Annotated in this window: 11 protein-coding genes; 8 read left to right on the top strand and 3 right to left on the bottom strand. The window is 69.4% G+C overall.

Features of this window, described 5'->3' with window-relative positions:
- Positions 1 to 111 precede the first annotated feature (111 nt).
- Positions 112 to 12,111, top strand: coding sequence for a DUF2341 domain-containing protein (locus tag AB1634_00470; GenBank protein MEW6217991.1), 12,000 nt, complete (start codon positions 112 to 114; stop codon positions 12,109 to 12,111).
- Positions 12,112 to 12,131: 20 nt separating this feature from the next.
- A complete protein-coding gene (locus tag AB1634_00475; protein MEW6217992.1) occupies positions 12,132 to 15,140 on the top strand; it encodes a choice-of-anchor D domain-containing protein in 3,009 nt (1,002 codons plus the stop codon).
- Between the two features lie 4 nt (positions 15,141 to 15,144).
- On the opposite strand, the gene AB1634_00480 is transcribed toward AB1634_00475, so the two are convergent.
- Positions 15,145 to 15,684 carry a DUF3999 family protein gene (locus AB1634_00480; GenBank protein ID MEW6217993.1) on the bottom strand — a complete coding sequence of 180 codons (540 nt, stop codon included), beginning with the start codon at positions 15,682 to 15,684 and terminating at the stop codon, positions 15,145 to 15,147.
- A gap of 324 nt (positions 15,685 to 16,008) precedes the next feature.
- Between AB1634_00480 and AB1634_00485 the strand changes: the two genes are divergently transcribed.
- The 4 genes from AB1634_00485 to AB1634_00500 all read left to right on the top strand — a co-directional run bounded on the left by AB1634_00485 (position 16,009) and on the right by AB1634_00500 (position 21,327).
- The gene (locus AB1634_00485; GenBank protein ID MEW6217994.1) at positions 16,009 to 17,178 is read left to right on the top strand and encodes a HAMP domain-containing sensor histidine kinase; all 1,170 of its coding nucleotides are present in this window, start codon (positions 16,009 to 16,011) and stop codon (positions 17,176 to 17,178) included.
- 357 nt (positions 17,179 to 17,535) lie between these two features.
- Positions 17,536 to 18,429: a UDP-2,3-diacylglucosamine diphosphatase gene (locus AB1634_00490; protein ID MEW6217995.1), complete on the top strand. Its 894-nt coding sequence runs from the start codon at positions 17,536 to 17,538 to the stop codon at positions 18,427 to 18,429.
- Positions 18,429 to 19,451: a glycosyltransferase family 1 protein gene (locus tag AB1634_00495; GenBank protein ID MEW6217996.1), complete on the top strand. Its 1,023-nt coding sequence runs from the start codon at positions 18,429 to 18,431 to the stop codon at positions 19,449 to 19,451. Before AB1634_00490 ends, AB1634_00495 begins: the two co-directional genes overlap by 1 nt.
- 19 nt (positions 19,452 to 19,470) lie before the next feature.
- A complete protein-coding gene (locus AB1634_00500; GenBank protein MEW6217997.1) occupies positions 19,471 to 21,327 on the top strand; it encodes a lysophospholipid acyltransferase family protein in 1,857 nt (618 codons plus the stop codon).
- Here AB1634_00500 and AB1634_00505 read toward each other — a convergent pair.
- Positions 21,305 to 22,024: a DUF3431 domain-containing protein gene (locus AB1634_00505; protein ID MEW6217998.1), complete on the bottom strand. Its 720-nt coding sequence runs from the start codon at positions 22,022 to 22,024 to the stop codon at positions 21,305 to 21,307. The two genes, AB1634_00500 and AB1634_00505, sit on opposite strands and share 23 nt — an antisense overlap.
- Positions 22,025 to 22,315: 291 nt before the next feature.
- On the opposite strand from AB1634_00505, the gene AB1634_00510 reads away from it, so the two are divergent.
- The gene (locus tag AB1634_00510; GenBank protein ID MEW6217999.1) at positions 22,316 to 22,726 is read left to right on the top strand and encodes an arsenate reductase ArsC; all 411 of its coding nucleotides are present in this window, start codon (positions 22,316 to 22,318) and stop codon (positions 22,724 to 22,726) included.
- Positions 22,723 to 24,540: an ATP-binding protein gene (locus tag AB1634_00515; GenBank protein ID MEW6218000.1), complete on the top strand. Its 1,818-nt coding sequence runs from the start codon at positions 22,723 to 22,725 to the stop codon at positions 24,538 to 24,540. The genes AB1634_00510 and AB1634_00515 overlap by 4 nt, the downstream gene beginning before the upstream one ends.
- A gap of 75 nt (positions 24,541 to 24,615) precedes the next feature.
- Here the strand turns inward: AB1634_00515 and AB1634_00520 are convergent.
- The coding region (locus AB1634_00520) for a hypothetical protein (protein ID MEW6218001.1) at positions 24,616 to 24,798 on the bottom strand (183 nt) is incomplete at its 5' end.

The raw sequence follows: 24,798 nt of genomic DNA on the forward strand, positions 1-24,798 counted from the left end.
CATGACGTCCATCCAGTCCATCCAGTCCAGTCAGAGCCGGCCGGACCGCGAGGACGAAGGCGAGAAGATACGCCCCCAGGCCTGGCCCCCGGGGATCGAGAGGAGCAGACGATGCGCCTGAGCCAATCGCAACAGCACGGGAAGAGGCCTCGGCCTTCCGGGACTGGTCATGCAGCATGGAGGGCCTGCGCCCTCCTCGGCCTGGCCATTCTGCTCGCCTGGCCGGCCGCAGCTCTGGCAGCCGGCGGCACCGAGCTCTGGCGGTTCGTGGATACCCGGGCCAATGGCCAGGAGGCGGTGGCGGGCGCCGTGGATCACGACGGCAACGTGGTGGTGACCGGCTTCTCCCAGAGCGAGCCCAACGATTTCTTCACCGCCAAATTCAAGTACGACGGCACAGGCCTCCTGTGGACAGCGGCCGGCGGCTACACGGATGCCCGGGCCACCGCGGTGGCCATCGACAGCGCCGGCAACGTCATTGTCACCGGCTATGCCTCGAACGGTGTCAACCTGGACCTTGTGACCGTCAAGTACGACGGCGCCACCGGTGCGGTGGTCTGGCAGAACCGCTACAACGCGCCTGCCAACGGCACCGATTACGCCACCGCCGTGACCCTGGACCCTCTGGGCAACGTCTACGTGGCTGGCTACGGCCAGGGCAGCGGTGGTGCCGACGACGGCCTCCTCATCAAGTACGGCCCGGACGGCCCCAACGTCGACGGCACCCCCATCTGGGCCATCACCGGCATCAGTGCTGGCAGCGGTCACGACCGCCTGGTGGCGGTGGCCGCCTCCAGCGATGGCATCGCTGTGGCCGGTCACACCTGGAACGGCGCGGATTTCGACTTTTTGACCATGAAGTACAACCCGGATGGCACCGCGGCCTGGCCGGCGGAGGTCACCTGGGGCAGCGGCTTCGGCAGCGACCAGCTGGAAAAGGTCGGCCTGGACGGGAGCGGCAACGTCATCGTCACCGGCTTTGCCCGCAACGCCTCGGCCAACGACGACATCCGCACCGTGAAATTCAGCAGCGCCAACGGCACCCAGCTCTGGCAGCGCACCTACGCCACCACCGCCGGCTCCTATCCCGACGTGCCCAAGGCCCTGGCGGTGGACGCCGCCGGCGACGTCTATGTGGCCGGCTCCACCTTCACCGCCACCGGTCTGGTGGACTTCTACGTGGCCCGCTACCAGGCGGCCGACGGCATTCCGGTCTGGGAGGTGCCCTACCACTCCGGCGGCAACAACACCGACATCCCCAGCGCCCTGTTCGTGGATCCGGACGGGGATGTCTACGTCACCGGCTCCACCCACGAGGATGCCGCCAACCAGGACGACTGGCGCACCGTGAAGCTCCAGCGGGACAACGGCAACCTGCTGTGGACGAAGGAGCTGAACGGTGCGGCGGGCAAGAACGACAAGGCGGTGGGCCTGGGCCTGGCCACCACCCCTGCCGGCGACGTGCGTCTTTTCGCCGGCGGCTGGAGCGACCGCTGGACGGCCGGCGCCACCGACTACGAATTCGCCGCCGCCGCCTACGATCCCGGTCTTCTCAACGCCCCCACCGGTCTTGCCGCCACCACCGTCACCAGCACCCGCATCGACCTGGCCTGGACGGACAACAGCTCCAACGAGACCGGCTTCCGGATCTACCGGACCACCGAGCCCAGCCACACCTATGAGGCCGGCGACCTGCTGCAGACCCTGGGCGCCGGCGCTCAAAGCTACCAGGACACGACGGTGGTCACCGGCACCCGGTACTACTACATCGTCAAGGCTTACGAGAGCGCTGGCGGCACCGAGTCCCATCCCAGCAACGAGGCCACCGCCCGGGCCCTGATCATCACCTACGACGCCCCTTCCTGGACCTATGTCTATGCCGGCGCCGGTGGCAGCGACGACAAGGCCATGAACATCAATGTCGGTGCCGATCTCGAGCCGGTGGTCACCGGCTCCTCCTGCGCCGCCGCCGGCAACCCGGACTACTACACGGTGAAGCTGGACAACGCCAACGCCAGCGTGCTCTGGAGCCATCGCTACGACGATCCGGACGGCGAGGTGGACGAGGCCTGCTGTCTGGCGGTGGACGGCAGCAACGACTACGTGGTCTCCGGCACCAGCTCCCTGTACTCCTCGACCAGCGGCATCAACACCAACGACATTTACTCCTTCAAGCTGGATGTGAACGGCCCGCCCCAGTTCGGCTCGCCCACCCTCTGGCAGGGCAAGTACGACGGCCCTTCCGGCGGCGACGACCGCTCGGTGTCCATCGCCTCGGCCGTGGACGGCAGCAACAGCGTGGTCCTGGCCGGCTACGGCCACCAGCCGGCCACCGGCGACGACATCTACGTGGTGAAGTACGCCGAGAATCCGCCTCTGGACGGCTTCGACATGGCAATCCCGGCCTGGAGCGCCGTGTATGCCGGAGCGGGCAACGACTATCCGTCGGCGGTCGCCTTCGATGGCAACGGCGATGTCATTGTGGCCGGCGAGACCCACAACGGCACCGACTACGACATCTTCATCCGCAAGCATGCCGGTACCGACGGCCAGATCCTGTGGACCGTGATCGGGAACAGCCACAGCGCCGGTGGCGACGATGAGCTCAACGCCCTGGCCGTGGACCGGGCCGGCAACGTCTACGTGGCCGGCTACGTGACCAACGGCGCCCAGGGCGAGGATTTCTTTGTCTCCAAGCACAGCGCCACGGACGGTGCCGAGCTGTGGAGCGGCGGCAAGACCCTCCAGGGCAGCCTGGCCGGCGGCGCCGATGTGGCGGTGGCGGTGGCGGTGGATGGCACCCAGGACGCCGAGGAGATCATGGTGGCCGGCAGCCTGCAAAACGGCGCCGGCAACCGGGACTTCGTCCTGGTGCGCTACGCCACCGACGGCACCGCCCTCTGGGCCTCCCCCAAGGTACTGGACCGGCCAGCCAACGATGACCAGGCCTTTGCCATGAGCCTGGACAACACCGGCACGGTCTGCCTGGTGGGCACCACCTCCAACGGCGCCTCCACCGACGCCCTGGCCATGAAGTACGACTTCGAGGGCACGCTGCTGGGCGCCACCCTGTACAACGATGCGGCCAACGACCTGGACGCCGTGACCCGGGTTGCCGCCAACCGCTATGGCGAGGCGTACGCCGCCGGCTTTCGCACCAACGCCGCCGGCAACTACGACTACCTGGTGCTGCGCTGCCTGGGCAGCGTGGTCCAGGCGCCGGCCCCCTTCGGGGCCACCGCCTACTACAACCACGTGGACTTCACCTGGGCAGACAACTCCCCGAATGAAACCGGCTTCCGCCTGGAGCGCCAGGTGGGGGCCTGCGGCCCGGCCAACCCCAATCCCTGGGAGCTGAGGCACCAGCCCACCAACCCGGCCGCCCCGGACTACCTGGCCTATACCGAGAGCAACCTCACCATCGGCGACCAGTTCTGCTACCGGATCCGGACCGAGAAAGGGGTGGAGATCTCCCGCTGGGTGGAGCACCAGGTGGCCACCGTCGAGCCGCCCGCCCCCACCGGCGTGACCGCCACCGCCAAGAGCACCACCCGCGTCAATCTCAGCTGGCAGGACGAGACCCTGGGGGAGGATTCCTTTGTCATTGAGCGCTGCAGCGGTGCCGGCTGCAGCGACTTCGCCCTGCTCGCCGAGGTACCGGCCGAAACCGAGGCCTCCATCGACACCAGTGCCTGCCCCGGCACCCTCTACCGCTACCGGGTCTTTGCCAAGAAGACCAACCTGTGGACCTCTGCCTACAGCGCCATCGCCGAGGCGACCACCGCCAGTGTCACCGCCCCCACCGGCCTTGCCGGCTCGGTGGTGAGCGAGGGCCGGGTGGATCTGTCCTTCAGCGACACCAACGGCAACGAGACCGGCTTCCACCTCTACCGCTGCCAGGGCGCCGGCTGTACCCCCAGTGTGCCGGCGGATCTGGCCGGCACCATCACCCTGGAGACCGCGCCCGCCGGCAGCAGCCTTTTCCTGCACATGGACGAGGCCGCATGGAACGGCACCACCAACGAGGTGGCCGACAGCTCGGGCGGCAACCGCCACGGCACCGCCAGCGGGGCCAGCACCGCGGCCGGGCTCTATGACCGGGCCGGCTCCTTCAACGGCTCCACCGCCGCGGTGAGCATCCCGGACAACGCTGGCCTCGATTTCGGCGCCAGCACCGACTTCACCATCGAGGCCTGGATCAGGGCCTCGGCCAACGCCAGCCAGCAGCGCCTGGCCGGCAAGGGTGGCGATGTCAACGGCACCAGGGTGCCCGGCTATGCCCTGGGCACCCTCAACAACGCCCTCTATCTGGAGATCGCGGCCACCAACCTCGGTGTCACCAGCCTGCAGACCGTGACCGGCCTGGCAGTGGTCCGGGACGATGCCTGGCATCATGTCGCCGCGGTGGTGGACCGGGACGGCAACGCCAGCCTCTATGTGGACGGGGTGCTGGACAGAAGCGAGCCCATCACTGTGCCCGGCACGGTGGACAATGCCGCTGCCTTCTACGTGGGCAAGAAGTCCGACGACGCGGACACCAACAACCTGCAGTACTTCGCCGGCCTGGCCGACGAGCTGGTGGTCTACAACCAGGCCCTGACCGTGGCCCAGGTGGAGGCCCGCTTCCACCGGGAGGTCGCCATCCGCACCACCCAGACCGACACGCCGCTCATGCCCGGCACCGTCTACCGCTACGGGGTGACCGCCTTCCGGACCGACGGCTGCGGCGGCAGCGGCTGGGAGAGCAGCCTCAGTGCCATCTTCCAGGCCACCACCGACGACGTGGTCACCACCCGCAACCCCGGCATCCTGGTGGCCAGCCGGGACACCGTGGAGGTGACCACGGATATCGACCTGGGCTGGCAGGACCGGAGCGGCACCGAGGAGGGCTTTGCCATCGAGCGCTGCACCGGCACCTGCGGGACGGGCGATCCCTACAGCCAGATCGGCACCGCGGACGCCAATGCGGTCACCTACACAGACAGCACCGCCTGCCAGGGCACCTACACCTACCGGGTGCGGGCCTTCCACAGCAGTGCCCCGGTCTGGACCTCGGAGCCTTCCACCTTGTCCACGGCCAGCACCCTGAGCCAGGCGGCGCCCAGCGGGCTCACTGCCACAAGGCTCACCGAGCAGCAGGTGCGCCTGGACTGGACCCGCAACACCAGCGACGAGACCGGCTTTGTCATCGAGCGCTGCGCCGGCGCCGGCTGCGCCGATTTTGCTCCCATCACCCCGTACGGTACCACCGGCCGGGGGGTGGTCACCTTCACCGACAGCCGGCTCCTGCCGGACACCATCTACCGCTACCAGGTGCGGGCCTACAAGACCGGCCCCTGCGCCTGGACCTCCGATCCCTCCAGCGCCGCCCAGGCGGACCTGGCCATCAACACCGCCGGCTTCGGCCTGAGCGCTCAGGCCCTCAACACCACCGCGGTGGATCTCTTCTGGACCGATGTCACCAGCGACGAGACCGGCTACCGCATCGAGCGCTGCAACGGCACCTGCGGCGCCGGTGACACCTGGACCGCCCTTGCGGGTGCCGGCGCCGCCGCCAATGCCACCACCTACAGCGACCAGACGGTATGCGAGAACAGCACCTACAGCTACCGGCTCCGGGCCCTGGACCAGGACTTCGCCAAGGGCTTCGACGGCTGCTGGACCGCCCGCAAGCCCGTAAGCTTCTCCAGCCATCAGGCCGGCCGGGTGGCGGAATTCACCGTTACCTGGGCCGACGGCATGCAGGCCGACTTCGACGATCTGCGCTTCTACCACTTCTTCTCGCCCGCCCAGACCGACGGCGAGATCATCCCCCACTGGATCCGGACCAGAAGCAACGGGGTCAGCGCCGTGGTCTGGGTGAAGCTGCCGGCGGACAACGACAACATCTTCCTGTACTACGGCAACGCCGCGGCCACCGACGGCTCGGCGCCGGAGGAGGTCTTCTTCTTCTACGACGGCTTTGCCGGCACCACCATCGACACCGCCAAGTGGAAGGAGCTGGACACCTACAACACCATGAGCCAGAACAACGGCCTGCAGATCCGGCAGGTGGGCGCAGTGCGCAACGCCGCCCTTATCGCCAAGTCCGGCTACAAGGTGGACCGCAGCGCTGGGGAGTGGACCGTCTACGCCCAGGGCACCGGCCTGACCACGAGCAGCTACTTCTACTGGGCGCCGGGCTGGGGCCTGGACCAGGAGGCCAGCAACGCGTACAGCCAGCTGGCCCATGGCCTGCAGCGCTACACGAGCTACTTCCAGGCCTACGAGCTGGGGGTGAACCGGGGCTACACCACCCCGGCCCGGTACTGGAGCCCCAACTACCCGTACGAGAACAAGGTGGTGCTGCTGCCGACCGGCGGCGCCCGCTACTACATCCGCGGCGGCACCGGTGGCGCTTACGTCTACAACACCTGGACCCTGGTGCGGGACACCGTGACGCCGGTCATCACCAACAGCCCCTTGCGGCCGGCGATCTTTGCCGACTACTGCGAGGCAGACGTCCACATGTTCGCCGCCTTTGCCGGCGACATCCTGGAGCTGACCGGCAACACGGGCGGCGCCGAGGCCTCCGCCTGCTTCGCCCTGCCCCGCCAGTGGCAAAGCCAGCCCTCGGCCATCGTCTCGGTGAGCACCCCGGCCAAGGCCGCGCCCGGGCCGGTGACCGTCACCGCCCTCTCCGAGTCCGAGCTGCTCCTGGATCTGGCCGTCAACACCACTGACGAGACCGGCATCGAAATCCTGCGCTGTGCGGACACCGGCTGCACCCCCAACCCGGTCACCGACCAGATCGCCGATTTGTCCGGCAGCCTGGCCATGCTCCTGTCCATGGAGGAGAACGCCTGGACCGGGGCGGCCGCCGAGGTCCGGGACTCGTCCGGCAACGGCAACCACGCCACGGCGGTGAACGGCGCCACCACGGCGGCCGGCGGCCACCGGGGCCGGGCCGGCACCTTCAACGGGGTCAACCAGTACCTGGTCGTGCCCCACAGCGCCAGCATGAATCCCACAAGCGGCCTCACCATCGAGGCCTGGATCAGGAGCGGCCTGGCCACCTGGAGCGCCAACGCCAGCCTGGTGGCCAAGCGGAACGCCTACATCCTCAACCCGCTGTCGGACGCCACCAAGGCGATGCGCCTCTCTCTCTACGTGGGCGGCAGTTGGACCACCGTCTCCTACGTACCCCCGGCCGAATTCGACATCCAGCAGTGGCACCATTACGCGGCCAGCTTCGACGGCAGCATGGTGCGCATCTATGTGGACGGGGAGCTGGCCACCTCCCAGACCCTGGTGGGCACCATCAACGCCGACACCGGGCCGGTCTACATCGGCTCCGACGATCAGGCCGACTACACCGATCGCTACTTCAACGGCCAGCTGGACCAGGTGGCCATCCACTCCCGGGCCCTGTCCGATGCCGAGGTCCGGTACCGCTACGGGACCTTCAAGGACAACAACCTGGCCCGGGGCGCCACCTACGGCTACCAGGTCCGGGCCTACAAGGACGCCTCCTGCCCCTGGACCAGCAGCTACAGCGCCACGGCCGAGGGCACCACCAACGGCCCCCAGCCGCCCGCCGACATCATTGCCAACCCGGTGAATACCACCCGCGTCGACCTGGGCTGGACCGACACCAACGGCTCGAATACCGCCTATGTCATCGAGCGCTGCGCGGGCCTGGGCTGCGTCGACTTTGCCGAGATCAAGCGCACCAGCGGCGACGATGTGGCCTACGCCGACCAGGAGGTCTGCAAGGGGACCTCGTATGCGTACCGCTTCAAGGCCATCTCCGAGGTGTACAACCCGGTCTTTGCCAGCCCGCCGGGCAAGACCAACTTCTCCAACGACAACACCGGCAAGTGGTCCAAGCGCCAGTCGGTGACCATCGCGAACTGGGTAGCCAGCTATGTCATGCGGATCACCGTCCCCTTCCAGGAGGGGATGAGCGCCGATTTCGCGGACCTGCGCTTCTACGACGCCACCGCCCAGGTGGAGCTGCCTTACTGGATCGAGTCCAAGACCGATGGCGTCTCGGCGGAGGTCTGGATCAAGACCGGTGCCAACGATGCCACCTACCTGTACTTCGGCAACAACCGCGCCACCTCCAGCAGCGATGGCGATGCGGTCTTCGACTTCTTCGACGACTTCCGGGGTCCGGTCATTGACAGCAGCAAGTGGGTGGAGATCGATACCGCCTCCAATGCCATCACCCAGAACGACGACCTCATCCTCAATGACGTGGCGGATGCCTGGAGCTTCGCCCTGTTGTCCAAGAACCGTTTCGCCCGCACGGCCGGCAAGCAGCTCTGGGCCGCGGTGGGCATCCCGGCGGACACCGCCGGTAACAACTACTTCTATGTCGGCTGGGGCCTCAAGCAGCCGGTGGAGCCAGGGAGCCCGCCCAACAGCCCGGCCACCAGCTACTGGATGCACGGCATCTACTTCACCAACTATTACTTCTATTCCGGCGACCGGGCCGGCTCGACCTACAACTCCGGGCTCACCTACGCCCAGAGCACCGAATACGAGGTGACCGTGCAGCTCAAGGCCGCGGGGGCCACCTGGAAGAGGCGGCCGGTGGGCGGCGCCTTCACCACCCTCCGGGATTCCACCTCGTACTCGGACACCGACATCCGGGTGGCGGTCCACCAGCACTCCCACTCGGCCCGGATCCACTGGCTGGGCATCCGGCCCTATGTGGCGGCCACCGAGCCGACGGTGAGCGCCTATGGCGGGGTGGAGACAGCTCCTCTGGACTGGGAGAGCGTCTGGAGCGATCCGCCGGTGACCGCCAGCACCCCGGACGTCATCGCGCCGGTGCTGGACAGCGCGACCCGTTACTCGGAGGCCAGGATCGATCTGGCCTGGACCTGGAGCGACGCCACCTCCGACGAAACCGGCTTCGAGATCGAGCGCTGCGATGGCGGCAGCTGCTCGACCTTCACCGTGCCCAGCGATATCACCGGCTGGGAGGATGCCGGCATCTTCGAAGGCATCAACTGGTGCTACCGGCTGCGGGCGGTGAAGACCGCCAGCTGCGCCTGGTCCGGCCCGTGGAGCAACCAGGTCTGCGCCGCCAGCACCGTGCTGGCGCCCACCGTGCTCCAGGCCTCCACCCAGGCCGCCAACACCACCCAGGTGGATCTGACCTGGACCGACAACACCAACTCCGAGGGCGGCTTCCGCATCGTCCGCTGCCCCGGCACCTGCAGCGACACCGACACCTTCACCGAGGTGGGCACCGCCGGCGCCAACCAGCGGGCCTTCAGCGACACCACCGTCTGCCAGGGCAGTACCTATTCCTACCGGGTGGAGGCCTACACCGCCGGACCGGTGACCGGCCTGTCCGCGGGGGGTGGCGGCACCTGGACCCGGCGCAAGAACGTCACCGCCTTTGCGCCCGCCTTCCAGGCCAGCTCCCAGTTCCAGGTCGCGGTGGCCTACGACGCCGACATGCAGGCCGACTTCGACGACCTGCGCTTCGTGGACGAGACCGCGGGCACGGAGCTGCCGTACTACATCCTGGAAAAGACCAACGGGGTGAGCGCCCTCATCTGGGTCAAGACCGGTGCCAACAGCGTCATCAACCTCTATTACGGCAACCCCCTGGCCACCGGCGCCAGCAGTGCCAGCACCACGTTGATCGACTTCAGCACCAGCAGCTTCGGCTCCTTTGCCACGGACCATCAGAACAGCACCGGCTTCGTGATCGAGGCCAAGGCGACCCGGTCTACCTACACGCCACAGATCGAATTTGACAAGACCGGCAACGGCTCCGAGCGCAGCCGCATCGATTACAACACCTCCACCATCTACCGCTACGACTTCAATGCCGCCAACGGCACGATCTATTCCGCCTCGATCGGCCTGGCCGGGGCGGCCGAGCCGCTGCACATGAAGGTCGCGGTGAAAGACCAGAGCCTGTGGGTCTACGCCGACAACGTGCAGAAGATGACCGCCGCCAACCTGTCCTATACCCGCGGCACAGTGGCCTGGACCCGGAACAACTCCGCAGTGGTCTACAGCTACATCCTGGTCCGCCGCTACGTAACCTCGGAGCCGGCGACCGGCCCGGCCTTCACCCTGGGCAGCGAGGAGGTGGCGCCGGTCCGGGCCTGGACCTCCGGCCGCAGCAACGTCGCCACCGCCACCACCGCCACGCCCACCGCGCCCGGCATCCTCACCGCCACCGCCGACAACGAGTCCCAGGTCACTCTCACCTGGTCGGACGCCAACCCGGACGAGTCGTCTTTTGTGGTGGAGCGGGGCGACGCATCCTGCAGCAACTGGGCCGATGCCGGCACCACCGCCGGCCCCAACATCTTCACCTTCACCGACACCAACGCCGGTGCCGGCCTGGCCCACAACACCACCTACTGCTTCCGGGTACGGGCCCACAAGTCGTCGTCCTGTCCCTGGGACGGTCCGGCGAGCGGCACCCTGACCGCCTACACCGCCATCCCGGCGCCCACCGGGCTCACCGCCACCACCAAAGAGACGGCCCGGATCGATCTGGCCTGGAACGACACCGCCGGCCTGGAGACCGGCTACGAGATCAGCCGCTGCACCGGGGATGAGGCCTATTGCATGGCCGATCCGGACAACCGCTTCGACCCGGCACCGGTGGCCACTACCGGCCCGCAGGCCACCAGCTTCAGCGACACCACCGCCTGCCCCGGCAACACCTACACCTACCGGGTGCGGGCGGTGAAAAGCGGGGTGTGGCAGTCCAACTACAGCCTGCCGGCCAGCGCCAGCACCGGCAGCCCGGTGCCCCCTGCCGGCCTCACCCTCACCGAGGTGCTGAACGAGGGGGCGGATCAGCGCCGCATCGACCTGGCCTGGACCGACAGCAACCTCGATGAATACGGCTTTGTCATCGAGCGCTGCGACAACACCCTGACCGATTGCGACCTGGACGTGAGCTTCGTCCTGCAGGGCAGCGTCACCAGCCGCGACCTCTTCACCGCCGGCATCGACGCCGGGCTCTGGAGCCAGACCGGCATCGTCAGCACCCAGACCGCTACCACCCCGCCGATCCTGGCCAGCGACTCCTCGGGCACTGCCCGCATCGATGCCGTGGCCGGCGCCGTTGAGCTGGCGGTCAGCTCCGCCGGCACCGGGGCCAACGATACCTACAACGAATCCCGCCTGACCTGGCTCCATCCCGAGCATCTGGGCCAAGGCGACGCCGAGATCCGTCTCGACTACCAGCTCAAGAACGGCGAGCTGACCACCACCGCCCAGTACCATGTCCATGGCCGGGTCTACCTGACCTTCCCGACCCGGACCGACTGCACCTACGGCTTCATGACCGTCAACTGCCAGCAGCCCGACATGGCCTACGTGGAGCGGATCTACACCACCGGTGGCGGCTCGAAGTACAACGCCGTGGTGCGGGTCAAGGATGTCACCACCACCAACGCGGTGGTCACCACCGACACCGCCGGCACCCTGCGCCTCACCCGCACCGCCGGTGTGCTGGCGGCCTCCTTCTGGAACGGCGCCGGTTGGACCACGCTGGTCACCCATGCCAACACCCTGCAGGCGGGTACGACGCCCAATGGGCTTTCGGTCTCCGCCTTTGCCGAGCGCAACGAGAACGTTTCTCTGCGCACCGCGGTGGACAACCTGCAGCTCATCGCCGCCGCCCCGTGGTACAGTGACACCACCGAGGTGGCAGCCTCCACCGACTACTGCTACCGGGTGCGGGCCGATCACCCCAGCCTGTGCGCCGAGTGGGATGACCTTTTCACCGCCACGGTCTGCGATCTGTCCAACCCGGCGGCCCCCACTGGCCTCGCCGCCACCACCCTGGGCTCCCGCCGCATCGGCCTCACCTGGGTCGACACCTCCAGCGACGAGAGCGGCTTTGTCATTGAGCGCAAGGTCTTCAACAGCACCTTCGCGCCGGTGGGCACGGCGGCTGCGGGTGCCCAGGCCTTCGAAGACAACCAGGCCCTGGATCCCGGCAAGACCTACATCTACCGGGTGCGGGCCTACCGGGGCGACCCGGCCAGCTACTCCGCCTACTCCAACCAGGCCTCGGCCGCCACCGACCCGTACGGTGAGCCGGGTGGTGATGATTCCACCTGCCGGACAGTGCCGTAGGCTGACGTGAGGTGACCGCCATGTTTTGGCCGCCAGCCAGAATCGCCATCCTCATCCTGGTCGCCCTGGGCCTGCCGCTGCCAGGGACCGGTCAAGCTGCGGCCCTGGGCCGGCCAGCCGCGACTGGCCTGCCGCTCTGGCTGCCCTTTGTGGAGACCGGGGGCCGGCCGGCCGATCCGGCCATCCGCGTAGCCAGCCTGAGCCCTGCCGGCAGCGTTGGGGTCACCGCCAGCGGCGAGGTGGTGAGCATCCTGCCGGGCCCGGCCGGCACCCCCCCCTGGGTGCTGCGGGAGCGCCTGGCCGGCGGCCGGCCGCAGCTGGTCATGGACGACCCTGCTGTTGCCGGCCGCGCCGCCCTGTTCCGGGGCCGCGACCCCGGCGGCTGGCAGGGCGGCCTGCCCACCAGGAGCACGGTGTCGATCCGGGATGCCGGCCAAGGGGCTTGGCTGGAGCTGGTGGTGGGGCCGAGCGGTGTGGAGCGGTTGTTTCACGTGGCGCCGGGAACAGACCCGGCCACGGTCCGGATGGCGGTGGCCGGCGTCGAGGCCATGGCGGTAGCCGCCGATGGCAGCCTGACCCTGAACAGCGGCCGCGGCCAGTACCGCCTCAGCCCGCCCCGGGCCTTCCAGGAGGACGCCAGCGGCCGGCAGCCGGTGGCGGTGGCCTTCCGGGTCGAGCCCGGCGGCTACGGCTTTGCGGTCGGGGACTACGACCCCAGCCGGGAGCTTGTTATCGACCCGATCCTGGCCGGCACCTTTGTCGCCGCCACCGCGCCCCCCGAGCCGGATCTCCCGTTTACCCCGCTGGCGGTGGATGGGGAGGGCAACATCATCGTCGCGGCAGCAATCCCGGCCCTGGCCTTGCCGGCCGAGGACGGCGGTTGGGCGACCGGGCCCGCCGGTGGCCTGGACATCCTGGTGGCCAAGCTCGATCCCGGGCTTTCCCGGCTCCTGGCCTGGACCCTGATCGGGGGCGCCGGGGACGACTGGCCACGGGATCTGGCCATCGCCGCCAACGGCTCCGTCCGCCTGGCCGGGGTGACCAGCTCGCCGGATTTTCCCGCCACCTCCGGGTCGCAGCCGTTTGCCGCCGGCTTTCGCAACGCCTTCGTCCTGTCTTTGGACCGTGAGCTCCAGGTGCTGGAGGCCTCCCTGCTGCTCGGCGGCGGCGATGCGGTCGCCCTGGCTCACACCCCCATGGGGGAGCTGGTGGTGACGGGGCGGACGCCGGCGCCCGATTTTTCTGCCACGCCAGGCAGTCTGGACACCTCCCTGGACGGCGCCATCGACGCCTTTGTCACTGTGTGCGACACCCGGCTGCAGACGATTCTGGCCAGCACCTTCCTGGGCGGCAGCGGCGGGGACATGGGCATGGCGGTGGCGGTGGAGGACGACGGCAGCATCCTGGTGCTGGGCGTCACCGACTCGCCGGACTTCCCGGCCCCGGCCGGCATTCAGCCCCTGGCCAGCCGGGGGGAGCTCGATCTCTTTCTGGCCCGCCTGGACCCCGGCCTCTCCCGGATCCTGGACGCCACCCTCCTGGGCGGCTCCGGCAACGATCTTGGCCAGGGCCTGGTGGTGGCGGCCAACGGCTCGGTGTTCGTGACCGGTGCCACCAGCTCGCCGGACTTCCCCGTCACCGGCGGCTCCAGCCATCGGGGCGGAGAGGAGGACCTTTTTGTGGCCTGGCTGGACCCCAGCCTGCGTCATGTCACCGCAACCCTGGCCGGCGGCAGCGGCCCGGACCGGGGCCTGGACCTGGCCCTGGACAGCCAGGATCGCCTGCTGGTGGTCGGCCAGACCGGCTCGGCTGACCTGCCGGTCTCGGCCAATGCCCTGGACCCGAGCCTGTCCGGGGGGAGCGACCTCGTGGTGGCGGCCTTTGACCGGGCCAGTCTGGGCTTGCTGCAGATGACCTATCTGGGAGGCAGCGGCGGCGAGCAGATGCCGCGGCTGGCCGTGGAGGCCGGCGGCCGGCTGCTCCTGGCGGGCTTGAGCGACTCGCCGGACCTGGGCCTGCCGCCGGCGGCCTGGCAGCCCACTCCGGCTCCGGGGCCCAACGCCCTGCTCCTGGCCCTGGAGCCGGGCCTGACCGGCGACCTGGCGCCGGTGGTGGCGCTGGGCCCGGCGGCACCGGCTTGGCCGGCGGTGCTGGTGGGGTCCACCGCGAGCCTGCCTCTTACCATCCGCAACTCCGGCAACACCGTCCTGGCCCTGGAGCAGCTGACCGTGGCCGGCAGCCAGGCGGCGGAATTCCGCCTCCAGGAGGACACCTGCAGTGGCCGCCTGCTGCCGCCGGACGGCGTCTGCTCCCTGCAGCTCGCCTTCACCCCGGCTGCGGCGGGCGAGCGCCAGGCGGTGCTGGCGATCCCCTCCAACGCCTTGCCCCGGCTCCTGGAGGTCTCGCTCACGGGCACCGGCCAGCTACCGGCCAGCCACCATACCCTGGTCATCTTTCGGGATGGCTCCGGCCGGGGCACGGTACGCGCAACCGACCGGACCATCGACTGCGGCAGCCTGTGCAGCGCCGCCTTTGCCCACGGCACCCGCCTGACCCTGGAGGCGGTGCCGGATCCCGGCTCGGTCTTCGAGGGCTGGGTGGGGGGGGGCTGCGCCGGCACCGGCGCCTGTTCGGTGAGCGTGGATGAGGATCTGGCGGTGAAGGCCACCTTCCGCAGCACCGGGCCGCAAAGCGACGCCCGGGCCAATGGCGGCGACGATCCCCTGACCGTGAGCCGGCAGGAGACGGTGGCCTTTTCCATCCGTCTTACGGCCAACGAGGCCCTGGACCTCGCCGCCGACTGGTGGATCGTCCTGGCCACCCCGGCCGGCGCCTACTCCTGGGTCTATCCCAAGGGCTGGCGGCTCGGGGTCAGCCGGGCCTTCCGGGCCCCCCTCTTCGACCTTGACGAGACCACCCTCTTGGCCTCCCGTCTGCCCGCCGGCTCCTACGGCTTCTTCTTCGGGGTTTCCGGCTATGCCGGCAGCCAGACCGCCAACGTCGATGACGTGCAGGTGGTGGTGCGCTGAGGCTTCAGAGCTTGCCTCCTATCTGAGGTGGCTGGCAATCCGGACCGCCAGACCGAAGCACAGGCCAGCCATGAGGACCACCAGTCCCCAGGCCACGAGACCCGACAACGGCCAGCCGGCCTCCACCTGTGCGCACCCGCTGGGCAATCGCGGCTGAAGGCTCCTCCTCGGGATGGCCCGGCAGCGGGGGATGGGGCAGGGCCACCGCCGCCTCTGCTCTGCCCGGGGCCAACGGCGGCCGAAGGGCCGTCGGCACGGCCTCACCCAGGGCATTGAAGACCTGGACATCCCGCAGGTCCGGCTGCACTGACCCCAGGTAGACGGCGACCGGCACCGGGACCTCGAAAAGAGGCCCCTCCCCAGGGCCTCCAGGCGCAGGCCGCCGGCGAAATCCTCGGGCACCAGGGCGCCGACCGGGCCGGAGCTGCCGAGGAGCCAGGCGGCCAGCAGCAGGGGAAGCAGTGCCCGGAATCTCTTCATGGGCGTCTCCTGCCGGCGGCAGGCCAAGAGAGACGGCAGCACCGCGGCCATGCCCCCGCGGCATGGCCGGTGCCCGGCCGCCTTCCCGGCCTCTGCCTACTCTCTCCTTCGCCGGCCTCCGGCGTCAACCCCCATTGTTGCCGCGGGGCAAGCGCCCACCGGCATCCGCCGGGACCCTCGACCGCGACGGGATTGACCCACTAGCCTCCCCGCTGCCCGCCGGCTCCGGCCCCCTTCTTTGGCCGTGCCGCCAGCCAGGGCACCAGCGGCTGTCCGGTCCAGAGCTGGTGCCCTGGGCGAAAGAAAGCGGTTGCCAGGAAGGGGCTGTCCTCCCTACACTGATCCCATCTCCGCCTTGTGCGGAGCTGCCCCCCTCAGGGATGACGCCATGGACACCTGCTTTGCTCCCCCCGAACGGGCCACTGACCAGCAGCTCGCAGCGGATATCGCCTTCATTTCCGGCAGTCCGCTCATGACGACCCTCCTGGGCTGTGCCAGCGGTCTTCTGGCGGTGCTCAACCAGGAACGGCAGATCCTGGCGGTCAACGACGCCCTCCTGGCCACCCTGGGCCTGCCGGATGCCTCCCAGGCCCTGGGCTTGCGGCCCGGGGAGGCGGTGCCCTGCATCCATGCCTACGAGCCACCGGCCGGCTGTGGCACTACGCCGTTCTGCCCTTCCTGTGGCGCGGTGATCGCCATAATGGCCGCCCTGGAGACGAGCTGTCCCCAGGAGCGGCTTTGCGCCATGACCGCCCGCCGCAACCGGCAGGAGATCGAGCTGTGCTTCCGGGTCCGGGCCGCACCGGTGGAGGTGGACGGCCGCCGCTTCCTGCTCTTCTTCCTCCAGGACGTCACCGACGAGCAGTGGCGGGCGGCCCTGGAGCGGAGCTTCTTCCACGACCTGGGCAACACCCTGAACGCCCTGTTCGCCGGCGCCCAGCTCTTGCAGGTGGCGGCTGCCAACCCCAGCGGCGATCGCCAGCAGCTCCTGGGCCTGGTGAGCCAGATCGACCGTCTGGCCACCCGCCTGTCCCAGGAGGTGGCGGTGCAGCGTGCCCTGAGCCGGACCAGCGCCACCGAGCCCCCGGTCCGCCCCGCGCCGGCGGAGGTGCCCCTGGCTGAGCTGCTCCTGGAGCTGGCGGCCGACTTCCGGAAGCACCCGGCGGCCGCCGGCAAGCAGCTGCTGGCCTCCCTGCCGCCGGCGGTGACCATCCGCACCGACCCCACCCTCCTGCGGCGGATCCTGGCCAACATGATCGTCAACGCCCTGGAGGCCTCCTTCCCGGGCCAGGAGGTGCGGCTGTCCTGCCTGGTGGCGGACGGGGAGGCGGAGCTCTCGGTCTGGAGCCAGGAGCCGATCCCGGAGCCCATCCAGCGGCGGATCTTCCAGCGCCATTTCAGCACCAAGCCGGGAGCAGGCCGGGGCCTGGGCACCTATGCCATGAAGCTCCTGGGCGAACGGGTCCTGGGCGGCCGGGTCTGGTTCGTCTCCAGCCCCGAGACCGGCACCCGCTTTGCCATCGCCCTGCCCGCCGGACACCAGTCGCCGGCGCCGTAGCCGAGAGAGGCCGGCCGGCCAGCCGCGCCCCCCACCGCATTCGAGAACCCACCCGATAGGGGTAGCCCCCGGTGGCCGCCCGTTGCCCGCACCGGGGCAGCCACGGGGGGCTGCCCCTCCAATGGGCTGCGGCCCCAGGCCATCGGCCGACCTGCGGCGCCCGTCACCGGACGCCCGCCATCTGCTTCTTAACGACAAGCATATCCGTTCTTAGCCGTTCCTGAACAATTCGCCGCTAGCTTGTGGGGGCAAGATCTGAGCACCCTGCGGCACGGCCGGTTGCCTCTTTCTCCGCTCCCCAACCAGGCCCCGGGCCGGTGCGCCGCAGGTTCCTCCACCTCGCCCGCGGAGGCCCCCATGCGCACCACTGTCTATCGCTCCATCTGGATCTCGGATACCCATCTCGGCTCCAGGAACGCGCACGGTCCGGCCCTGTTCGAATTCCTGCGCCGCACCGACTCGGAATACCTCTATCTCGTGGGGGATATCATCGACCTCTACCGGATCAGGCGAGGCTGGCACTGGCCAGAGATCAATACCCGCATCCTGCACCTCATCATCGCCAAGGCTGCCGCGGGCACCAAGGTTCTCTACATCCCCGGCAATCACGACCACCTGCTGCGTGCCTGGGATGGCGCTGCCATGGGCAATATCCGGTTCCAGCGGCAGGCGATCCACGTCACGGCCCGGGGGGAAAGCTTCCTGGTCCTGCATGGGGACGAGCTGGACCGGGTGGTGACCGCCAGCGAGTGGCTGGCCCGGGTGGGGGCCGAGGCCTACGAGGCGCTCCTGGTCATGAACCGCTACCTCAATCGGGCCCGCCGTCTCCTGGGGCGGGAATACTGGTCCCTGGCCGGCTGGCTCAAGCATCAGGTGAAGGCGGCGGTCAACTACATGGGCAGCTTCGAGAAGACGGTGGTCCGGGAGGCGGAGCGCCGGCAGGTGGACGGCCTCATCTGCGGCCATATCCACCGGGCCGCCCTGACGCGGCTGGGCGCCATCCAGTACTCCAACATGGGCGACTGGGTGGAAAGCTGTACCGCCCTGACCGAGCATGCCGACGGCTCCCTGGCCATTGTCCGCTGGCCGGTGGATCCGCTGCCGGAGCAGCCGCTGGCAGCGGCCGCTATCATGAGCCAGCAGCCGCCGCCAGCCCCGCCCGGCAAGCGTCTGCTGGCGCCCGCCCCTTCCGGCCTTTTCTCCAGGCTCTTCTTGTTGCTCCCCTGCCTGGGGATCGCAACCGGGCTGTGATGCGAATCGCCGTTGTCACCGACGCCTGGCATCCCCAGGTGAACGGGGTCGTCACCACCCTGTACCGGACCGCCGCCACCCTGGAGGAGATGGGCCACGAGGTGCTGGTGGTGACGCCGGAACGGTTCCGCACCGTGGGCTGCCCCACCTATCCTGAAATCCGGCTGGCGCTGGCGCCCCGGCGGGGCATCCACCGGCTCTTCGACGCCTTCCGTCCCCAGGCGGTGCACATCGCCACCGAGGGCCCCCTGGGCTGGACAGCCCGGGCGTGCTGCCGACAGCGGGGCCTGGGCTTCACCACCTCCTACCACACCCGCTTCCCCGAGTATGTGCGGCTGCGCTTTCCCATCCCCTTGCCCGTTTCCTATGCGGTGGTCCGGCGCTTCCACACCGCCGCCCGCCGGACCATGGTCGCGACCGCGCCGTTACGCGAGGAACTGGCCGCACGGGGCTTCCGCAACCTCGTCCTCTGGGGCCGGGGGGTGGACACCAGCCTGTTCCGGCCGCGGCCGAAGATCCATCTCGACGGGCCGCGCCCCATCTTCATCTATGTCGGACGGGTCGCGGTGGAAAAGGGCCTCGAGGCGTTTTGCCGGCTGGGCCTGCCGGGCAGCAAGTACATCGTCGGCGACGGACCGGCCATGGACGATCTCAGGGCCAGGTACCCGGCGGTGCGCTTCACCGGCTACCGCCGGGGCGAAGAGCTCGCCCAGACCATGGCCAGTGCCGATGTCTTCGTCTTTCCCAGCCGCACCGACACCTTTGGCCTGGTGCTCCTGGAGGCCATGGCCTGCGGGGTGCCGGTAGCGGCCTATCCGGTGACCGGTCCTCTCCAGCTGGTCAAGAACGGCGAGAATGGTGTGCTCGATGCCGATCTGCGGCAGGCGGCCCTGGCCGCCCTGGCGGTGGACAGCAGCCGCTGCCGCGCCTTCGCCAACACCTTCTCCTGGCAGGCCTGCACCAGCCAGTTCCTCGACAACCTCCACGACAACGATCCCCATGCCCAACCCCGCACCCCATGAGCCCCAGCGACCAGGAGTCATGATGGACCCAGCCATCCGGCACGCCATTTTCGCCCTGCCCAACCCCTGCCAGCACGATCCGGCCCACCGGCTGTTCGGCGCTCTTGCCACTTCCGTGGAGGGAATCCTGGCGCTCCGGCGCTGCCAGCGGATCTATGACGAGCTGGTCACCGCTGCCGACCCCCGGCCCTTTGCCGACCGGGTGCTGGCACGGCTGGGCATCCGGGTCTGTCTTGCCGAGTCAGCCCTGGAAAGGCTCCCTGCCACCGGACCCGTAGTGGTGGTGGCCAACCATCCCTTCGGCTGCGTGGAGGGTCTGGTCCTGGCTGCCAGCCTCCGGCAGGTACGCCGGGATGTCAAGATCATGGCCAATCATCTTCTGACCCGGATTCCGGATCTGCGGGAGGACCTCATCGCTGTCGACCCGTTTGCCGGACCCGGCGCGGCCCAGCGCAATATCGCCGGCCTCAGGGCCTGTCTCGCCTGGCTGCAGGGCGGCGGTGCGCTGGTGGTCTTTCCTGCCGGTACGGTGGCCCACTTCCGGCTTCGGGAGCGCCGGGTGGTGGAGCCGGAATGGGAGCCCGGCCTGGGCCGGCTCATACGCAAGGCCGAGGCTACGGTGCTGCCCGTCTTCTTTCCCCAGGCCAACAGCCCCCTCTTCCACCTGGCCGGCCTGGTCCGGTCACGCCTGCGCACCGCCCTCCTGGCCCGGGAGCTGCTGAACAAGAGCGGCCGGCAGATCCGGCTCGCCATCGGCCATCCCGTGCCCCCTGCCAAGCTCCGGAACCTGGCCACAGACTCTGACCTCATGACCTACCTGCGCTTCCGCACCCTGTTTCTGCGCCATACCCTGGCCCGCGGCTCCCAGGGCAGGACGGCAGCGGACCGCTGGTGGCGGCCAGCCGCCCGCCGCCAACCAGTGCCGGCAGCCCAGGATCCGGCCACCCTGGCCGGGGAGGTCGCACGCCTGCCCGCCGCCTCCCTCCTGGCCGCGAGTGGCGCCCTGTCCGTGCACATGGCTATCGCCGGCCAGATCCCCGCCATCCTCCAGGAGATCGGCCGGCTCCGGGAGCTGACCTTCCGGGCCAACGGGGAGGGCACCGGCCGGGCCCTCGATCTGGATCGCTTCGATGACTGTTACCGGCATCTGTTCCTCTGGAACAGCAGCCGGCAGGAGATCGCCGGCGCCTATCGCATGGGCCTGGTGGACGAGATCCTGCCGGCCCGCGGCGTCGACGGGCTGTACACGAGCACCCTCTTCCGTTTCCGCCCCGGTCTCTTTGACCGGCTGGGGCCAGCCCTGGAGATGGGCCGCAGCTTCGTGCGGCCGGAGTACCAGCGGAGCTTCGGACCGCTCCTGCTCCTGTGGAAGGGCATCGGCCAGTTCATCGTCCGCCATCCCCGGTACCGGATCCTGTTCGGGCCGGTAAGCATCACCCGCCGGTACCAGGATCTGTCCCGGCAGCTCATCGCCCACACCCTGCAGGTGCGCTACAGTCTGCCAGATCTGGGCCGGATGGTGCAGTCCCGGACGCCGCTGCGGCTGCGGGCCGTGCAGGTCAGGGGCTGCCAGCCGGATACCGTTCGGGCAGCCCTGGCAGACATGGCGGAGGTGGCGAGCCTGGTGGCGGAGTTGGAGCCGGAGGAGAAAGACATCCCGGTGCTTCTGAAGTTCTATCTCCAGTTGGGCGGCCGGGTCCTGGCCTTCAACCTGGACCGGGACTTTGGCGACGCGCTCGATGGCCTGATCCTGGTGGACCTTCTGCACACAGAGCCGAAGACCCTGGAGCGCTACTTGGGCCGGGAGGGGGCGGCACAGTTTCTCGGCTGGCACCGGGACGGCCGGAAGGAGGTCATGGACCGCCGCTGCGCCTGAGCCGTGGCAGGGGATGGGCCGCCGCTGGCGCCTCCCGGAGGCGGCGGATCGGCTTTTTGAACAGGGGCAGATCGCTGATCGCGATCCCGGCAGGCGCCCCGGCCACACCGAAGAGATGGTCCCAGCAGCGCTCGAAACAGTGAGCCGCATCCGGCAGCTCGGCGCTGAGGGTGAGGGCCCGCTCGTAGAGGTGCCGGGGCCTGGCCAGGGCCTGCTGCCTGGTCACGGCAAAGTGCGCGCCGGGATAGAAGACGAAGACCTCGGGCCGGGGCCCCTCCCCGAGCCGCTCCCAGAACAACGCCATGGGCAGCGGCCGTCTCTCGGGGTTCTTGCTCCAGCCCTGGAACAGCCTCTCCCCGCGGCTGTCGTCCCAATCCAGGACAAACCCCAGCCACCGGAAGTCCTCGACCTCTTCCTCGCCTGCTGCCAGCCGCCGCAGGAACGGATGGAAATCGTGGACATGGTCAAAGGGATGCCCCTGGGCAAAAACGGTGACCTCGGCCAGGGAGTCGTAGCGGCTGACGATGTGGTGGAGGTAGGTATGGGCCTCCCGCCCGACGTTGGGCAGCACAACGGCGCCAGGCAGCGCCCGGCCGCCCTTGTGGTAGACCGAGATGGCCAGGCCCTTGGGAACCCGCCGCAGCCAGCGGAGATCCTCCTGGAAATGCGCCACCACCAATTCAAGACTGGCTGTCATCGTCTGATCTCGGAACATGGTATGCTGCCGTCGGTAGGCCACCGGGGCTGACCGTGCCCCCCTCCGGGCGCGGGGTATTGGCGTCCATGCCGTCCATGCCGTCCATGTCGTCCATCCAGTCCATGGTCGGCCACGGGCGCGGGGTATTGCCGCCGGCCCCCGTACCCAGGGCGTTGCCCTGGGCTGGTATGGTACGGCCCCTGCAGGGCCTGACTGCAAACCGCACCATCATAGCCGATCCGAAGGTGCCACCTTGGGTGATCGGCTAGCCCCCCCTGGGAGGTTTCCATCATGGCCAGCCGTGTCCTTTTCGTCTGCCGGGAAAACGCCAACCGCAGCCAGATGGCCGAGGCCTTCTGCCGCCGGCATGGGGCCGGCCGGGTGGAGGCCGCCAGCGCCGGCTCGCAGCCGGCGGCAGCCATCAACCCCCGGGCGAAGGCCGCCATGGCCGAGAAGGGCTACGACCTCGCCGGCCATTTCCCCAAGCCGCTGTCCGCTGTCGCGGATGACCCCTACGACGCGGTGGTGACCATGGGCTGCGGCGACAGCTGCCCTTTTGTCCGGGCCTTCATCCGGGAGGACTGGGACCTGCCTGACCCCCGGGATCTGGAGCCAGCTGCCTATGCCCAGGTGCGGGACGTCATCGAGGCCCGGGTGCTGGACCTCCTGCAGCGGCTCGCCGGGTCGGGGACGGCGCCATGAGCCAGGTGCGGCTGCTGCGCCGGCTGCTGCTGGTGCAGCTTCTGGCGGCCCTGCTCTTTCTGACCTTGCTGCTGGGCTTTCTGAGCCGAACCTGGTCGGCGGCCCAGGGACGGCTGGTCCAGGAGGACCTGGAGGTCCGGGCCCGGCTGGTAGTCGACACCATCCGCAGTATGCTGCCCGAAGCGGCCGGCCGGCTGCAAGCCTTTGTCCGGGACACCGGCCAGGCCGCCGATACCCGTCTGACCGTGGTTGCTCCGGACGGCACCGTGCTGGCGGACACCTGGGAGGCGCCCGAGCGGATGGAAAGCCATGCCGACCGGGAGGAGGTGGCCCGGGCCCTGGCCGGACAGGTGGCCTTCGCCCGGCGCTACAGCTTCACCCTGCACACCGAGGTGGTGTACCTGGCCATGCCCCTGACCAGGGACGGCCAGGTGCTGGCCGTCCTGCGGGCTGCCCGGCCAGCCCTCCCTCTGGATCACGATCTGACCGCCGTCCGGCTCGTCTTCCTGATCGCCGGCCTGGCCTTCATGCTCCTGGTGGCAGCCGCCACCCTGCTGGCGACCCGCCGCCTGCGCCGGTCTTTGCGCACCCTGGAGGAGGGGGCAGCCCGCTTTGCCGCCGGCGATCTGGCCCTCCCCCTGTCGGTGGTGGAAGAGGAGCTGCAGGGCCTGGCCGCGGCCATGAACCGGATGGCCCAGGAGCTGGCCGGCCGCATCCGCGCCGCCCTCCGGGAAAAAAACGAGCTGGAGGCCCTGTTCGCCAGCATGCTGGAAGGGGTGATCGTCCTGGACCAGGAAGGCCGCATCCAGCGGGTCAACGACGCGGCGATCCGGCTGCTGGGCCTGGACAGCCGGCGGTCCCTGGTGGGCCGGCAGGTGCTGGAGGTGATCCGTCACCGGCAGCTGGAGCGGCTGGCCGGGGAAACCCTGACCCGGGACAGTCCGGTCGCCGGGGAGGTGACCTTGCCGGGTGGCCCCGGCGGCGACCGCTTCCTGGCGGTGCACGGCGTCCATCTCCTGGATGAAGACGGTCTGCCCCGGGGGGGCCTGGTGGTCCTGCACGACGTCAGCCACATCCGCCGCCTGGAGACGGTGCGGCGCGACTTCGTGGCCAACGTCTCCCACGAGCTCAAGACGCCGATCACCTCCATCAAAGGCTTTGTGGAGACCCTCTTGGCCGGCGCCATGGAAGAGCCGGAGAACGGCCGCCGCTTCCTGGAGATCGTCGGCCGGCAGGCGGATCGGCTGAGCGACATCGTCGACGACCTGCTGGTGCTGGCCCGACTGGAAGCGGACGCCGAGGCCGGCGGCTTTACCCTGGCGCCGCATCCCCTGGCACCGGTCCTGGAGGCGGCCCAGGCGGCGGTCAGCCTCCGGACCGCGGAAAAAGGCATCACCGTGGAGACGGATTGCCCGCCGGATCTGGCCGCCCGTATCAACCCGCCGCTTCTGGAGCAGGTGGTGGTCAATCTTCTGGACAACGCCGTGAAGTACAGCGGCAACGACACGACCATCTGGATGGAAGCGTACGCCAGCGGGGAGGAGGTGGTGATCGCGGTCATCGACCAGGGACCGGGCATCGCCGCCGAGCACCTGCCGCGGCTCTTCGAGCGCTTCTACCGGGCGGAGAAGGCGCGCAGCCGCAAGAAGGGGGGCACCGGCCTGGGGCTCGCCATCGTCCGCCACATCGTCACCGCCCACGGCGGCCAGGTCAAGGTCCAGTCCGCCCCGGGCCGGGGCTCGGTCTTCTCGGTGCACCTGCCCCGGGTCGCCGGCATCGAGGCGGCCCCGGCCGGGCCGGCGACCGGGGCCTGAAGGTGCCGCCGGGGCCCGGTCTTGCCGGTGCACCTGCCCGGGCAGCCGGTTTCCGGGACGGGGGGTGGTCCGGGCCTACTTGCAGGGCACGGCGCGGCGGAGGGTGTCCTTGGTCCAGACCACCTGGCCATCCGGGGTCTTGCCGTCCTGCTTCCACTTCTCCGCCACCTCAAGACAGTAGGTGCCCATGTTCACTGCCTCCGGACCCCGGTCCGCCGGCCGCTCGCTGCCGATCCGCATCAGGTCCGGATTGGTGGT

This window comes from Thermodesulfobacteriota bacterium (genome assembly GCA_040755095.1).
Taxonomy (GTDB): Bacteria; Desulfobacterota; Desulfobulbia; order Desulfobulbales; family JBFMBH01; genus JBFMBH01.

Coding starts and splice junctions, on each gene's coding strand:
- AB1634_00510 (MEW6217999.1), top strand. CDS start 22,316: ATGGCCAGCCGTGTCCTTTTCGTCTGCCGGGAAAACGCCAACCGCAGC.
- AB1634_00485 (MEW6217994.1), top strand. CDS start 16,009: ATGGACACCTGCTTTGCTCCCCCCGAACGGGCCACTGACCAGCAGCTC.
- AB1634_00495 (MEW6217996.1), top strand. CDS start 18,429: ATGCGAATCGCCGTTGTCACCGACGCCTGGCATCCCCAGGTGAACGGG.
- AB1634_00470 (MEW6217991.1), top strand. CDS start 112: ATGCGCCTGAGCCAATCGCAACAGCACGGGAAGAGGCCTCGGCCTTCC.
- AB1634_00490 (MEW6217995.1), top strand. CDS start 17,536: ATGCGCACCACTGTCTATCGCTCCATCTGGATCTCGGATACCCATCTC.
- AB1634_00505 (MEW6217998.1), bottom strand. CDS start 22,024: ATGACAGCCAGTCTTGAATTGGTGGTGGCGCATTTCCAGGAGGATCTC.
- AB1634_00475 (MEW6217992.1), top strand. CDS start 12,132: ATGTTTTGGCCGCCAGCCAGAATCGCCATCCTCATCCTGGTCGCCCTG.
- AB1634_00500 (MEW6217997.1), top strand. CDS start 19,471: ATGATGGACCCAGCCATCCGGCACGCCATTTTCGCCCTGCCCAACCCC.
- AB1634_00515 (MEW6218000.1), top strand. CDS start 22,723: ATGAGCCAGGTGCGGCTGCTGCGCCGGCTGCTGCTGGTGCAGCTTCTG.
- AB1634_00480 (MEW6217993.1), bottom strand. CDS start 15,684: ATGCCGCGGGGGCATGGCCGCGGTGCTGCCGTCTCTCTTGGCCTGCCG.